This window comes from Marinomonas sp. AWM4_232 (assembly GCF_056158325.1).
In genome coordinates this window covers 1,972,806-1,987,966 of the sequence record NZ_JBSWTA010000001.1, presented here as the reverse complement: position 1 = coordinate 1,987,966, position 15,161 = coordinate 1,972,806, and the positions used below count along the sequence as shown (strand labels likewise).

Sequence of the window (15,161 nt, the reverse complement as noted above, 5' to 3'; positions counted from 1 at the left end):
GGAGAGTGTTGCTCGACTTCTCTAGCCTGATTTGGTTGAAAATGAAACACACAAGCTTGGATGTGACTCATGCTATTTTTTTATGTGTTATTGATACTGATTTGGTCTACTGGTTTTATCGTCGGCAAGTTCATCGTGGGGCTTATTGATCCCAATGTGTACCTAACCATACGCTTTACTGCGGTCGCCCTGCTATTTTTCGTGCTAGCAAAAGCATTAAAGCGACCTTTTCCTCTGCGAAAAGACCTTCCTAAACATATCTTGGCTGGCACTCTTCTGAATGCATTCTATTTGTCTTTGGCCTACATTGCTTTGGCACAAGGCTTACCCGCTGGAATCATGGCATTGATTGGCGCATTACAACCACTGCTGGTCACCTGTTTAGCGCTCGTTCTTATTAAAGAGCGTACCTCCATCCTTGGCATGATCGGTATGCTGATCGCCATCTCAGGCCTACTGCTAGTCATTAGTCCTTCTTTAACATCTGACAACTCCGCCTCGTTCTCCCCATGGCTGGCTTTGTTAGGCGGCGCTGGGGTATTAAGTTTAGCGCTGGGGTCTGTCTATCAAAAAATGTCGATTGCCGATTCAGACATTGTCAGTGCGATGGCTGTGCAGAATTTCGCTGCAGCAGTCGTCTCTGGTGCATTTGCCTTAGCGCTGGGCGAACACCTCTTTGTATTGGGCTGGCAGTCATTTGCCTTAGTCGCTTGGGGCGTCTTAGTGTTGTCCTGCGGCGGTGTGTTTTTATTGATATGGCTACTTCGTAAAATCCCCGCGGCAAGGGTGTCGACCTTAATGCTGCTCGTACCACCTCTTGCCGCGATTGAGGGTTATCTCTTGTTCAACGAATTACTCAGTCCTCTTCAAATTGCTGGCATCATTGTCACGCTCAGTGGCGTACTGTTAAGTCGCTTAACCTGGCCATTGACGCGGCCTAAAGCACAGAAACACTCTCAAGATAAACGGCTAGCTTCTCGATAAGCACTGGGGGTTTGCTTTGTTAAGCGCGAAAACTCTCTATGAAAATTGGACTTCGTATGAAACCCTGAGTCTAAGTAGATTTGTGTAATCGGTGCACTGGTTGTCGTCAGTAACTTTTTCGCATGTTCAATACGATATTGGTTGACCCATTGTGAAACATTTTGCGAGGCGGTCTGGTTAATCGCTGCGGAAATCTGCCGTGCTGGAATCCCAACTTTGCGCGCAATTTTCGCCAGCGTTAGATCAGGATCTAGGAACAAAGATTGTTCTTGCAACACTTGGTTGGCTTGCTGGGAGATTCGCAATGCGTCAGCTACTTCATCAAGACTTGCCTCCCCATCTGTTTGAGCCGAAGTCTCCTTTACTTTTATAAATCCATCGACCTCAGCAGGATTCTCTGTGTCTTCGGTCGTCGTCACACTCAAGCAAACAACGGATAACGCCAGCGTCGGTAATAGCAATGCGTGACCAATGGACAGAATCCACACGGCATGCAGACCTTGAAAAAGCATAAAATCCAACGTCATCGCGCCATCAATCAAGGCCGAGAATAGCAACATGGTGCCCGCAACTCGCTCAGACTGAATCGCCCAGTTCAAGTCCGTTAGCCTAACATTTTCTAGTGTGTGGCTATGCTTCGCGGAACGCCATAAGGCTACACCATAAACGATGTACTCAGCAGTAATTAGTATATCGACTGGAGGTTGCCACCATGGATAAGTCACCGCACATACGCAGACCGATACAGGCAATAAGCCATGCCACCATGGCAGGCGTTTCTGGCTTCTCGCCTTGGCGAATACCCACCACGCTAAAACAGGAATCAAACTGGCACAGATGGGCTGTAGTGTGCGTAGCAGCGCCACATCAAAGGTCCAGCGCAAACCCACAATAAAGGTAGTGAACGCACACATTAATAAGAATGCACAGGCCAACCATGACGCATGGCGACGCTGCATCCACAAACTACCAGCCAATAGACACAACAATAACGACACTACAAACGGCAGAGGAATGGCCACCATATTTCGCTCCTTTGACAGCTACCTTAGAACATCCAGTGTGTCCTAAGTCGTAAAGCAAGACGTCCTAAATCCTGATCTAGGACGCGAATTTAAAGGCTTTGCACGATTATGAATATACTTTTTAACACAGGAGAACTCCCATGTATTGGTATCTAGATGCTTTTCGACACTACGCTGATTTTACCAGTCTAACCCAACGCCGAGCGTTCTGGATGTTTGCGTTAATCAGTGTCTTGATCAGTGTGTTTATCGCCACGATCGAAATACTGACTAATAATCCCGGATGGCTTGACCTGATTTACTCAGTGATCGCGCTGGTTCCAACGTTGGCCATTACCGTAAGACGGTTACGTGATACGGGCTTATCACTTTGGTGGTTTCTCGTCTTGCTGATTCCAGGGTTTGGTTTGCTTGTCATGCTTATTTTATTAAGTTTGCCCAGCCAAACCTACATCACTCATCAACCAAAAGGAGTCTAAACATGCACACTCTGATCGCGATACTTTGGGGGTTTGTTCTGTCTTTATTTGCTATGAGCGCCCCTGCAAGCGCCTTGCTTACCATCCCTTCAGGCGCTCATGGGGTACTCACCATCACCTCAGTAAAGGTTGGCAGCTTGCCCTTTTTGCACGGACTGAAAGGGGAAGGAAGCTATCTCACTTATAACGCTCAAGGAGAGCTATGCAGAGCAGCACCAATTAAGTTCATCGCAGGAGCAAGAACGGGTGACAGTATTGGATTTGGCGTCAGGGATGACATTGAACTTGTGGTTTACAATGACACAATTTCTAAGCGCCTGCTGGCAGGGCAAAAAACCGTGAGCATCGATTTCAACATTGACTATCAAATGCATAATCCACGTACGGATATCCAAATCACGCAAGGCTTACTCAAAGAGGAAGGTTTCATCCTCCACCCTCATAAAGCCTGGTCTAGTTGGTTTGGTGTTCACTCTAACACCTTGAAATGCGAGACTATTTAACATACTGTTTGAAGGGGCTTTGAAACATGGCCCCTTCTAGCTTACTCACCTTGTGACACTATTTTTGACTGGTATACGACGCGCCAATACAAGGCTCCGATCAAAAGTGCGAATACTGCAGACACACAACCAAGCCCTATTGACCAACGAGCACCGAACTCATCTGCCACCCAACCAACTAACGGAGCCCCCAGCGCAGTACTGCCCATCATGGTAGCTAGCGCAATCGCCATCACGCGACCACGAAATGCTTTGGTCGTAGACAGTTGAATGAAAGTGAATGTTGAGATCGTGAGTAACTGAGTACTTAATCCAAGCAGCGTCATACAGACAGCGAACCACGTAAAGCTTGGTGCCAAAGCCAATAACAATGCACTCAGCGCCACAGCAAAAGGTACACAAACAAGAAAACCGAAAGTAGGCTGCGCTCGGCTAGCCGTCACCAGCGCGCCAAGAATTGAACCAATAGCCATCATGGAAATCAGCATACCGTACTGGCCAGCATGCCCCTGAAAAACTTGTACCGTCATAGCTGACAAATACACCGGAAAATTCATCACTACAGAGGTAATTAACGCCACCGTGCATAGCAAAACAATGATTTCACGTCGCTGATTGATATATCGAAAGCCAGCCAAAAAGCCAGCTTTGTCACTATTAGTTCGAGACTCATTAAGCCCCAACAAGGTCTGCTTGCCTAGCCAAAATAGCGCAAACAGCAATGGAGCGAAAGTAATGACATTCAGCATAAACACCCATCCGGTCCCCCATACCGCAATTAAAACGCCCGCAATAGCAGGACCAATCAATCGAGCGGAATGGAATGACATGGAATTAAGGGACACGGCATTCGGAACATCTTTCTCCGCCACCACATCAGAAACAAACGCATGGCGTGCAGGGGCGTCAAATGCAGAGACAATACCTAAACCAAGTGCACAGGCATAAACATGCCAAAGCTGAACAACGTCAAGCAATACGATAGAACCAAGAAGAAATGCTAATCCAGCCATGACGAGCTGAGTTAATAAAAGCAATTTACGTCGGTCAATCCGATCTGCCGCCCAGCCAGTCACAGGCAACAGTAATATCTGAGGAATAAATTGTAGGAACACCACCACGCCCACTGCTGCAGCGTTTTGTGACGTTAAGTCTGAAATAACCAGCCAATCTTGAGCAGTACGCTGTAGCCAAGTACCAATATTGGAGATAAAAGCTGCACTCACCCATAAACGGTAATGTGGGTTGCTGAGCGCACGAAATGTGGCAGGAAGTGACATAGAGAACCTGTTTCGCTTAAATATCTCTATTGAAACAGGTTCAAACTGGGCTGCAACTGGAAACACAATATTTCCCAGAAGCTCATATAAAAGACTTATTTGCTACACCAGATTAGTTCCAGTGACTAGCTAAACGGGTTATTCCACCAGTTCAACCACCAAGTCACTGCTGATCTCTTCGATAGCTTTTTCTAACGCTTGGACCGAACAGTTGCTTGGTAAAGCGATTTCCAATTCCGCCTTGAAAAGCATTTCTGAGCTCATTGGGGCCGGCTCACAGTAGCTATTCAAATCAATTACATTGGCACCTAAACTACTGAGGGTTTTAGACACCTCACGAATAATTCCAGTTCGATCATTACCCATTATTGATAACACGACGACATCCTGTTTTGCCACGCCCTGATTGGCGGTTTCAATTGATACATTCAAGCCTATTTCAGAGAGAGCTTTTAAAGCGCCGACAAGGGCTAACTCGTTTGCTTTAGGTACGGTCACTGTGACGATTCCGGCGAACTTATCAGCCAAATGCGCCATGCGACTTTCACTCCAGTTGCCATGGTGCTCAGCGACCACATGAGATAAGGCCTCTACTAATCCTGGGCGATCATCTCCAATTACAGTTAATACTAAATGTTGCATGATAAAACTTCCTTAATTCCTTACTGTGATAATACTTTCAGTATACCCCCCAAAGTTCAAATTCGTCAGCATACAATGTCCACCTCTGTTTCGAATAAGATACGTTATAAGAAGTTTAAAGCCATTCTAGGATATTGATACATTCGTATTGCTAGTGTGCTGGGAAAACCTTGCCGAGCCTTTGATAAAGGCCTGCTAGCTTAAGCATGAAGACGAGGCATTACATTGTGTAAACAAACTTCAAGAATCGAATTTCTCATCCGATAAATTGGTTATAATTAATTAATAAAATGATTTTGATCAAAATTTAGCTCTAAGATTTCAATAATACATCAGCAAGTCCATCAGAGAATGTACTGGACAATCGCTTAAACAGAGAACAAGCACCACTATGCAGCCAATAGGATTGTCAAAGATGGAACAAAAGGATGCTCTAATTCAACTCTATTCAAATAGTGGAATAGGACTCTTCACTTCATTCATCTCGTCATTAGTTTTGATCTTGACCTTTCCACAGGACTCATCAGATAGAATATTACAACTTACTTGGTGGGCAATTCTTAACCTTGTAATCTTAGCGAGACTGCTGGATCTAATATACTTTTTTGCTCGTGTTCGGTATCAACACCACACTCATGTAGCTCGATCTTATCCACGTTTTGCAATAGGTGTTATTGCGACAGGGGGCTTATGGGGAAGCTACTGCGCTTTAATCATCAGCTCCAGCAATTGGGCTGAAATCGCCATTACATGCATCATTGTTTCTGCCTTTTCTGGCGGATCAGTCAGCTTTTTGTCTGCCTCGCGTTACCTATCAGGTATTTATAGTGCTTTAGTCACTCTGCCACTGAGTATATCGCTTATAATGAGAGACGGAGAATACTTCGCTACGCTAGGCTATTTGATCTTAGCTTTTTTCACTATTTTGCTCGCTAGCGCCCAGAAAGCCGCCTTATTTACTTCACGTTCGATTCACTTGAAGCACGAGAATGAGCACTTACTTGCCCATATGGAGCAAGAGGTGGCGAAACGCACACAAGAAATTTACTCACTGTCCAACATCGACCCTCTAACAGGTCTTTTTAACCGAAAGGCATTTTCAGAGAAACTCAACTATCGACTCCAGACTCAGCCTAATACACGGTTGGCAATTTTATTTATCGACTTAGATGGCTTCAAAAAGATAAACGATTCTTTAGGACATGAAACGGGCGACAAGGTGATTCGTGAAGCAAGTCAGCGTATTCAGCGTAATATCGAGCTATCAGATCTGTTATGCAGGTGGGGTGGAGATGAATTTCTTTTAGCGATCGAGCAACATGACAACCTGCTTGAAGATGCCCAAGACCTTATCGATACTATCTCATTCCCTTATATAATCGATGGATCAAAATTGAACCTAGGTGCCACCATCGGCATCGCTTACTATCCCCAGCATGGCAGCCAGCACGAACGCCTTATTCAACGTGCCGATATGGCTATGTACAATCAAAAACGCGCTGAGAAAGGTCGAGTGGGCATTTTTGATGAGTCATTACGCGAGCAATTACTACGTGAACTGCGTTTGCGCGATCATCTTGAAAACGCCATTCATCGGCATGAGCTACACTTAGTATACCAACCTATTATTGCTGCCAGCACAGGTAAAATCGAGGCGATAGAAGCCCTTTTAAGATGGCAATTGGATGGCGAAAGAATTCCTCCTGACGAGTTTATTTCCATTGCTGAGCAATACGGCTTCATTAGAGCAATTGGGCTCTGGGTTTTAAATGAAGCATGCTTAGCGGGTAAACGTCTTCATGCTCACCAACCCGGGTTAAATGTGAGCGTCAACGTATCCATACAGCAACTGCTTGATGATGAGTTTCCTGATGAAGTAGCCGCCTCGTTAGAACGTACAGGCTTTCCTGCTCATTGCCTTGATCTTGAAATTACCGAGTCGCTTTTTGCTCATGATAAGCACCGTCTAATTGAGAACATTCGCCGCCTGAAGAAAACAGGCATTCAAGTTTCCATTGATGATTTTGGTACTGGCTACTCTTCCTTGTCCGCTATGCAAGAATTTGATGTTGATTATGTCAAGATTGACCGATCATTCATTTGGTCAATGGATACTGGAGGCCATGCAATAGTAGAGGCTGTTTCCCAAATCGCATCTGCATTTAATTATAAAGTGGTTGCTGAAGGGGTTGAGACAGAAGAACAGCGCCGCTTATTAACCAATTTAAAAGTAGATTACCTACAAGGCTACTTATTTCTACCACCGACCACTGAAGAAGAACTAATCCCGTATTTGAAATAAAAACTATGAAGCTTTTTCTCAAATTCACTGACATTATGGATTAAATCTGGAACCTTCTCGAACAACGCGCATCTTGCGCGTTTTTTTTGTCAGACTGAAAAGAGGACATGGAGAAGACTATGAAGAAAACGTTATTTGTAACAAGCTTAGCCGTGCTTGTTAGCGCCTGCTCGAATTCCGACTGGCGCACAGCAAGTCGAGAGCCTGCAGGTATTGCACCGGATCCGCAACAAGAGCAAGAAGCCGTTATTGAGTTTTACGGTGCCGATGCGTTTAGCTGGCGCGGCTGGTTTGCCATTCACACTTGGATCGCCACTAAAGAAGCGGGAGCATCACAGTATAAAGTACACGAGGTTACGGGTTGGCGTGTCGAACGCGGCCAACCTGCGCTGTACAGCTATAACACTGCGACACCTGATCGTTATTGGTTTGGCGCAAAGCCCGAAAAGATTTTATCAATTAAAGGCGAGAAAGCAGCCGAACTGATCCCCAAAATAGATCAAGCCGTGCAAAACTATCCTTGGAAAAACGAATACAGCGTCTTCCCTGGACCAAACAGTAACACCTTCCCTGCGTGGATTGGTAAGCAAGTCCCAGAACTGGGCCTAGATATGCCATTTAGCGCCATCGGCAGTGGCTACGCAGATTAGTAGCGCCACCTTTTTTGATAAATAAAAGTAGTGCAAAAAAGGCAACGAATTGTTGCGCCTTACAAACAGAAACGATAACAGTTATTATTATAAACAACATTCTACAATAACTGACACTGGTGAGGAATTTTTCATGCGCTATTCAATCTCATTCGGAATCGTTGCGCTGCCGTTCGCGTTGACCGCTACCACTGCCGCCATGGCGGAATCTCAAAATGCTGCGTTGACTCCCATTACCATTGAATCAAGCCGAACCAATACGGAGCAAGGCAACAGCTCACAAGTCGTGACCGTGATTACCCGAGAACAGATCGAACAACAACTAAGCATTAGCACCGACAGTTCACAAGCCCTGTCTAGTTTACTGCCTGCCTATTCACCGAATACACAGAAGCTTAACAATAGTAGTCAAACTTTCCGAGGTCGTTCGGTGCTGTACATGGTCGATGGCGTACCGCAATCCAACCCGATTCGCGAAGGCAGTCGCTCCGCACATACCATTGACCTTGCCATGGTAGAACGCATCGAAGTGATTCACGGCGCCAGTGCTATACATGGTCTCGGTGCCACCGGGGGCATTATTAACTTCATCACCAAATCCAACCGTTCCGACAGTCTTATACAAAACCTCAACATATCCCTAACCACTCCCACCGATGCGGTTGATAGCGATACGCTGTCCTACAAAGTGGGCTATCAAGCCCAAGGCGCAAAAGGTAATTGGGATTACCTCGTCGGTCTCACGCGTGAGACACAAGGCATGTATGTGGATGGCAATGGCGATTACGTCGGTTCTGCTACCGTGCGCGGTGACATCCAAGACTCTGACAGCTACGACGCCTTCGGCAAAATTGGCTACTGGTTTAACGATGATCAAAACCTAGAATTTGAACACAACCGCTACGAGCTGGAAGGCAATATGAACTTTCGTGGCGTTAGCGGTGATCGGGACAATGGCATTGCCACCAGTTCAATCAAAGCTCGTCCAGAAGGCAAAGCGCCCTTCAATGAAGTGAAAACCACTAGCTTGGTTTATACGGATAGCAACTTGGCCGGCATGGAACTAAAAGCCCAAGCTTTCCATCAAGATTTTAAAGGCCGTTACGGTGCTAGCACATCGGGCAGTTTCCAAGATCCTAATACAGAAGAAACCATTTACGACCAATCGCAAAACGAGTCAGAGAAAGTCGGCGCTAAAGTCAGCCTCACTAAAGATGGCTTGCTGAATGACCGTCTCAAAGTTGTCACTGGTGTAGACGTGCTACAAGACACTACCAGCCAGAAATTAATCCTCACCGATCGTACTTATGTGCCCGAAACCACTTATCAAAACTACGCTCCCTTTGCCCAGCTTGAACTTCAAGCCACGAATCGTTTGATTCTGCAAGCTGGCGCACGTTATGAAAAAGCCAAACTGGATGTGGACACCTTCCAAACCGTTGCCGCCCGTAATGGTGTGACTGTGAATGGTGGCCAACCTGAATTTGACGAAACCGTCTACAACGCTGGTGCCGTGTTTAAACTAACGCCTTCTGTCAGTCTCTTCGCCAACTATTCGCAAGGCTTTGGCATGCCGGACGTGGGCCGTGTGTTACGTGGTGTCAGCGTCGAAGGGCAAGATGTGGATACACTGGTCGACCTATCTCCAATTGTCACCGACAACTACGAAGCCGGTCTGCGTGTAAACAAACAAAACGTCGATTTTGAAATCAGCTACTACGAGAGTAACTCAGACCTAGGTAGCCGCATTATTGAAACTGGTGGTTTGTACACCGTGAGCCGTGAGAAAAAAGAAATCCAAGGTGCGGAAGCCACACTTGGCCTAGTGCTAACCGACCAGCACCGCCTTGAAGCGGGTTACTCGTACATCAAGGGTAAATCAGACCGTGATGGCGATGGCTCAGTGGACACCAAGCTTACCGGCGCTGAAATCCCCCCCAACCGTCTACGCGTTGCTTGGACAGCAAACTGGAACAGCAAGCTATCGACCATGCTACAAGCTAACCATGCCTTTGATCGTAGCTTCGACGATGCGGAGTTAGAGTTTGACGGTTACACGCTGGTGGATGCGTCGATGGGATATCAATTGCCTGTGGGTCGCTTGAATGTGTCCGTGGCTAACTTGTTGGACGAAGACTATTTCACTTACTACTCACAAAGTGCCTACAAAAATGATGACTTCTACTTTAAGGGTCGTGGCCGCACGCTGACCTTGGCTTACGGTTTAGACTTTTAACCCCAAGACAGCAATAAAAACGCCCACTAGTTTAGCTAACGGGCGTTTTTAAGGCCGTTTATTACGATTAAGCCGCATTGGCAACGGGCAGTTACTGCAAAACTCCTGCGGCTCAGTAGCGCGGTAGTAATAACAACAGGTGCGGCGCACACGTACCGCTTCTCCGACATGCTCCAATTCAGTAAAGGTGCTATCAAATTCCTCGATAGGGTTACTCTCCAGACCAAACACCGCACTCGCCTCCTGCGACAACAGCCAAGCATAATCTGCCTGCGCTAAGACTTTTTGCTGGCCCTCTAAGCCTGGTAATACTCGACGCTCATAAATACTGAACACGCGTACGGCAACGTTTTCCCACAGGATACGCTTGGGACAGCGAGTTAAGCGATGCATTGTCTCGACGGCAGGCGTCAGGTGTTCGGCAAACGCTTGTCTAAGCACTTGCACACGCCAAGCAGCACGATCACTACACAATGGCGCGACTTGCACGCTTTTTAATGGCAGTTTCGACTGCCAGATACGACCTTTTAAGGCGTAGTCAAATTCACACTGAGCCAGTGAAACATCCAGGCCTTTATCAAAGCGCGATAGCGCATAGAGCACCGGCGCCAACACTAAAAAAGCCCAGCGTTTAAGGGTCAATGACGCCGTCACTTTAAGGTTCGGCGCCCCCAGCGCTGGTTGAATCTGTTCCAGCAGCACGACACAGGTCTTATCGTCGATTAACTGCTCAGCATTAACCCTAAAGCCCACCTCATTTTCGCTATCAGCTTGCGTTAGACCATAGGCTGCGAGGGCTTGCCACTCTGCTGCAGTAAACGCCACATTAGCCAACTTTACGCCCCTTGCCAAACGGGATACACATGGGCGTACCAAACAGAGGGTCTTGGCTTATATGGCATTCCATACCGAACACGCTTTTTACCATATCGAAGTTCAATATGTCTTCTGGGGCCCCTTGGCAAAACACCTTACCCTGCTTCACTGCCACCATTTGATGGGCATAGCGACAGGCTAAGTTAAGATCGTGTAACACCATCAAAATGGTGGTTTTATGGGTGCGATTCAGTTCAAACAACAGATCTAAAATTTCAATTTGATGGGTTAGATCCAAATAGGTGGTCGGCTCATCTAGTAGCAAGATTTCCGTGTCTTGCGCCAGTGCCATCGCGATCCAAGCACGCTGGCGCTGGCCGCCAGATAGGGCCTCAATCGGACGCTCGACAAAGTCCCGCATATGGGTATCGCGCAGGGCTTTTTGCACCAGCTGCTCGTCTTGCTCGGTCCAACTCTGCAGCCAGTTTTGATGTGGGTAACGCCCTTGGCGCACCAACTGTTCAACGGTTAACCCTTCGGGTGCGGTGGGCCCCTGAGGTAAGATAGCTAACTTACGCGCCACGTCTTTGCCCGACTGCTGCAATAACTTTTGATCGTACAAAAATATCTCGCCAGAGCTCGGCTTCAACAAGCGCGCCAGTGACTTTAATAAGGTCGATTTACCACAGCCATTGCTGCCCACCAACACCGTGATTTGGTTCGGCTCAATAGCCAGATCCAACGCATCAATGATCGTGGTTTTGTCATAGCCAAGGGTCAGCTGCTTACAGGTTAACGGATGCACACTGGTCTGAGATATGGTCATAACACGTCACTCACTTAAAAACGTTGTCGGTAAAGAAGATAAATAAAGAACGGTGCACCAATCGCCGAAACAAACACGCCAGCAGGGATATCCAACGGCTGGAACAGCGTACGTCCGATCAGGTCTGCCAACATAACTAAACAAGCACCGATCATTGCTGTCGCCGGCATCAGCACCGCAAAACTGCGGGTCACCAAACGACGGGCAATATGTGGCGCGATCAAGCCGACAAAGCCTACGGCTCCGGCATAGGCCACCGCTGGCGCAGCCAGTAACACACTCAAACCGAGCAACACTAAGCGTAACTGCTGTACCGATAAGCCAAGCCCAGTAGCTAACTGATCTCCCAACTCTTGGGCATTGATACGACGCGCTAAAAATAAACTCAGCGGCAAGGTTACCAGTAGCCAAGGCATCAGCGCTTTAACATCTTGCCAATCAGAACCATAGACACTGCCGGTGAGCCAGATGTAAGCGGTAATACTGGTTGCGGTTGAGCTCACCGAGATCAACAAGGTAGTCACCGCGCCCATGGCCGCCGACACGCCAATGCCGACTAAAATCAAACGCATAGGCGTCACGCCACTGCGCCAAGCCAAGACATAAATCGCCAAAGCCGCCAGCAAAGCCCCCGCAATAGCAAACAAAGGAAGCCAGATCATACCTAGGCTGGCGAACAATGATAAAAACAGCACTGCCGCCGCTGAGGCGCCACTGGTAATACCGATAATGTCCGGCGACGCCAACGGATTACGAATCATCGACTGCAACACCAAGCCCGATAACGCCAGCGCCGCACCGACCATGGCTGCCATCAAGATACGTGGTAAACGCAGCGTCTCGACAACAAAACCATATTCACTGCTAGCAGGCGCCAGTAAAGCCTCGATAACCGTCGGTGGGGTCACCAAGGTTTCCCCTAAGGCTAACGACAACAACATCACGGCAAGAGTGACCATCAGAATGCAAGCCAACGCCACTAACGTGGGCACGGGCACTGAAAATGAAATCCAACGCGTACGGGCAACCCAATGCTTAGCCATGCTTACGCCCCTTACGTGCTAGATAAATAAAGAAGGGCGTGCCGATCAATGCAGTGATCACACCAATGGGCACTTCCACAGGCGGCAATACAAAACGGCTTAGTACATCAGACAGCAACAGCAAACTCGCGCCCCAGATCGCCGCCAGCGGAATCAGCCACTTATGATCATTGCCCACAAAAGCACGCACCATATGGGGGATCACCAAGCCGATAAACCCAATATTGCCCGCCAGCGCCACCGACGCACCAGCCAAGCCGATAATCAGCACACTCAAGGCAACTTTTAGCAGTAAGGTGTTTTGGCCCAAGCCCTTGGCAATGTCATCACCAGAAAGCAGAATATTGATATGCGGCGCTAGCAGCAGAGCCACCAGTAGCCCTACGCCAAGATACGGTAAAATCGGTACGACCACATCCAGCTCACGCCCTGATACCGAACCAGCTACCCAGAACAAGACACTGTCTAAACCTTCTTGACCAATCACTAACAATCCTTGGGTAAAGGCGACAAACAGTGCACTAATCGCCGCACCGGCCAAGACAATGCGCACTGGCGATAAGCCATCACGCCCCATCGCACCTAGGCCATAGACCAATCCACCGGCAATAGTCGCCCCCAAGAACGCGATCCAAAGATAGTCATTCAACGCGGCTACCGAGAAGAACTGTGCGAACAGCACAATAAAAAACACCGCCCCCGCGTTCACACCAAAGATCGCCGGTGACGCCAACGGATTACGCGTTAAGGTTTGCATCAATACACCCGAGACCGCCAATGCCCCGCCGACAACACAGGCGACTACCGCACGAGATAATCGCGTGGTATGAATAACCACATGATCAATAGAGTTGGGGTCGTAATGCCAGAAGGATGTCCATACACTCTGCAATGGCACCGCATACTGGCCAAAAGCTACACTGATCATAAAGCTCAATAGCAAGGCCATCAAAGAGACTGACAATAAGCCTAGGCGTAAACCATGCGCTTGATAAGAAATCAACATGCTCAGTTCGCAGTTGTTAGCTGGTACAGCTCGGACAAATCATCCAGCATCAAATTCGCACCCAAGATCCCACCTGAAAGCAGCCAAGTAACACGATCCACTTGGAATACTTGACCATTACGAGGCGCAGTTAACACCTGCCACATAGGGTGCTGACGCCAAGCGTCGTAATTCTGTCGCACCGCCGCATCATCGCCGTGCAGCATGACAAAGAACACATCCGCGTTAGCACTTGGCAAAGCTTCCTTGGTTTTCAGCTTAATACCCCAACCAGCTTGACCAGACATGGGAAAATCAAAGCCAATATCTTTAAGCACCGCGCCTGGGAAGCTTTCTGCTAGATACAAACGCAAATGATCCGCACGCACATTCAAAACTGACGCTGTCAACGGCCATTGCGGTTGCTGAGCAGTCAGTTGATCACGAAAGTTCTGTATACGCGTTTGCCAATCTTGCCAGAGCTGAGCACCCTGCTCGACGCGCGCAGTCGCTTGCGCCGTTAGCTCTAAAGAGCGCTTGAAATCATAGACATTATCGGCTAATACCGTTGGCGCAATCTGCGATAGCTGACCATAGATTTTCTCATGGCGGGCGCTCGCTCCTATGATCAAATCAGGTTTTAAGCGGGCAATCACTTCTAGGTTAGGTTGAGTTTCTAGACCGACTAACTCCACACCTCCAAGCGAAGTACGTAAATAATCATACTTAGGCTTCTGCGCCCAAGACTCCACTACGCCAACGGGCTTAATTCCAAGCGCCACCGCAGAATCTGTTGCTCCTTGATACAAGGTAACAATACGCAATGGCTCAGACGGCACGGTTGTACTACCCATAGCATGATCGACACGGTAAGGTTTATCTTGTGCGAATAACTGTCCTTGCAGGCACGAGAATAGTAAAAGACAGACACCCAAGATCGGGCGCAAGGCAATGCGTTTTAGAAAGGAGCTCATACAAGGGCCTAAAGCGGTTTGAGTCATAGAATAAGCCAAACATGTTAATGATAATAACTATCATATTCAATGATATACTTATCTAAACGACGCGTCAGCCCTTCTGTGGAGCGCTATTTGGCAACTCTAGCGACAGTGTCAGTGCTTTGTAGTACCTGGATTGGGCACAAAGTTAATCACTGCCGTATCACCTTCTGGTGCAGAAGAATGCGGCTGGTTAACGCGGGTAGCTAACTCTTGTGGCTGCGCTTGCACAACAGTCGATTGCTCATCTTCGTAACCACAAGCGACACATTCACGGTACTGCTTTTCAGCTTCGTCATCACGCCATGCACGAATCTTATCCATCTCATTACAACGTGGGCATACTGCCCCCGCGATAAAGCGTTTAACTGTCATTTCTTACCTCGGTTTAT

At 47.8% G+C, this 15,161-nt stretch carries 15 protein-coding genes; 6 read left to right on the top strand and 9 right to left on the bottom strand.

Features of this window, described 5'->3' with window-relative positions:
- The first annotated feature begins 69 nt into the window (after positions 1 to 69).
- Entirely contained in the window at positions 70 to 984 is a 915-nt protein-coding gene (locus tag ACXAC1_RS09460; RefSeq protein WP_475061227.1) for a DMT family transporter, read from the top strand.
- Here the strand turns inward: ACXAC1_RS09460 and ACXAC1_RS09455 are convergent.
- A complete protein-coding gene (locus tag ACXAC1_RS09455; protein WP_475061225.1) occupies positions 957 to 2,009 on the bottom strand; it encodes a helix-turn-helix domain-containing protein in 1,053 nt (350 codons plus the stop codon). The two genes, ACXAC1_RS09460 and ACXAC1_RS09455, sit on opposite strands and share 28 nt — an antisense overlap.
- Positions 2,010 to 2,149: 140 nt before the next feature.
- On the opposite strand from ACXAC1_RS09455, the gene ACXAC1_RS09450 reads away from it, so the two are divergent.
- Both ACXAC1_RS09450 and ACXAC1_RS09445 read left to right on the top strand, forming a co-directional pair.
- Positions 2,150 to 2,488, top strand: coding sequence for a DUF805 domain-containing protein (locus tag ACXAC1_RS09450; RefSeq protein ID WP_475061223.1), 339 nt, complete (start codon positions 2,150 to 2,152; stop codon positions 2,486 to 2,488).
- A gap of 2 nt (positions 2,489 to 2,490) precedes the next feature.
- Positions 2,491 to 2,991 carry a hypothetical protein gene (locus ACXAC1_RS09445; RefSeq protein WP_475061220.1) on the top strand — a complete coding sequence of 167 codons (501 nt, stop codon included), beginning with the start codon at positions 2,491 to 2,493 and terminating at the stop codon, positions 2,989 to 2,991.
- Positions 2,992 to 3,032: 41 nt separating this feature from the next.
- Here ACXAC1_RS09445 and ACXAC1_RS09440 read toward each other — a convergent pair whose 3' ends face one another.
- Positions 3,033 to 4,271, bottom strand: coding sequence for an MFS transporter (locus tag ACXAC1_RS09440; protein WP_475061218.1), 1,239 nt, complete (start codon positions 4,269 to 4,271; stop codon positions 3,033 to 3,035).
- A 138-nt stretch (positions 4,272 to 4,409) separates the two neighbouring features.
- Positions 4,410 to 4,913, bottom strand: coding sequence for a glycine cleavage system transcriptional repressor (locus tag ACXAC1_RS09435; protein WP_475061216.1), 504 nt, complete (start codon positions 4,911 to 4,913; stop codon positions 4,410 to 4,412).
- 415 nt (positions 4,914 to 5,328) lie between these two features.
- Between ACXAC1_RS09435 and ACXAC1_RS09430 the strand changes: the two genes are divergently transcribed.
- The 3 genes from ACXAC1_RS09430 (at position 5,329) to ACXAC1_RS09420 (ending at position 10,101) form a co-directional block, all read left to right on the top strand.
- Positions 5,329 to 7,215 (top strand): putative bifunctional diguanylate cyclase/phosphodiesterase, encoded by a 1,887-nt coding sequence (locus ACXAC1_RS09430; protein ID WP_475061213.1) that lies wholly within the window; start codon positions 5,329 to 5,331, stop codon positions 7,213 to 7,215.
- Positions 7,216 to 7,334: 119 nt separating this feature from the next.
- Positions 7,335 to 7,865 carry a DUF3750 domain-containing protein gene (locus ACXAC1_RS09425; protein WP_475061211.1) on the top strand — a complete coding sequence of 177 codons (531 nt, stop codon included), beginning with the start codon at positions 7,335 to 7,337 and terminating at the stop codon, positions 7,863 to 7,865.
- A 133-nt stretch (positions 7,866 to 7,998) separates the two neighbouring features.
- Positions 7,999 to 10,101, top strand: a complete 2,103-nt coding sequence (locus ACXAC1_RS09420; RefSeq protein ID WP_475061209.1) for a TonB-dependent receptor — start codon at positions 7,999 to 8,001, stop codon at positions 10,099 to 10,101.
- 48 nt (positions 10,102 to 10,149) lie between these two features.
- Here the strand turns inward: ACXAC1_RS09420 and ACXAC1_RS09415 are convergent, their stop codons facing one another.
- The 6 genes from ACXAC1_RS09415 to ACXAC1_RS09390 all read right to left on the bottom strand — a co-directional run bounded on the left by ACXAC1_RS09415 (position 10,150) and on the right by ACXAC1_RS09390 (position 15,144).
- Positions 10,150 to 10,926 (bottom strand): IucA/IucC family C-terminal-domain containing protein, encoded by a 777-nt coding sequence (locus ACXAC1_RS09415; RefSeq protein WP_475063809.1) that lies wholly within the window; start codon positions 10,924 to 10,926, stop codon positions 10,150 to 10,152.
- A gap of 1 nt (position 10,927) precedes the next feature.
- Complete coding sequence (locus ACXAC1_RS09410) at positions 10,928 to 11,743, bottom strand: ABC transporter ATP-binding protein (RefSeq protein WP_475061206.1); 816 nt, start codon at positions 11,741 to 11,743, stop codon at positions 10,928 to 10,930.
- Positions 11,744 to 11,757: 14 nt separating this feature from the next.
- Positions 11,758 to 12,786, bottom strand: a complete 1,029-nt coding sequence (locus ACXAC1_RS09405; protein ID WP_475061203.1) for a FecCD family ABC transporter permease — start codon at positions 12,784 to 12,786, stop codon at positions 11,758 to 11,760.
- On the bottom strand, positions 12,779 to 13,792 hold the full coding sequence (locus ACXAC1_RS09400; RefSeq protein ID WP_475061200.1) for a FecCD family ABC transporter permease: 1,014 nt from the start codon (positions 13,790 to 13,792) through the stop codon (positions 12,779 to 12,781). The genes ACXAC1_RS09405 and ACXAC1_RS09400 overlap by 8 nt, the downstream gene beginning before the upstream one ends.
- A 2-nt stretch (positions 13,793 to 13,794) precedes the next feature.
- Entirely contained in the window at positions 13,795 to 14,745 is a 951-nt protein-coding gene (locus ACXAC1_RS09395; RefSeq protein WP_475061198.1) for an ABC transporter substrate-binding protein, read from the bottom strand.
- A 138-nt stretch (positions 14,746 to 14,883) separates the two neighbouring features.
- The gene (locus tag ACXAC1_RS09390; protein WP_475061194.1) at positions 14,884 to 15,144 is read right to left on the bottom strand and encodes a YheV family putative zinc ribbon protein; all 261 of its coding nucleotides are present in this window, start codon (positions 15,142 to 15,144) and stop codon (positions 14,884 to 14,886) included.
- Positions 15,145 to 15,161: the final 17 nt, after the last annotated feature.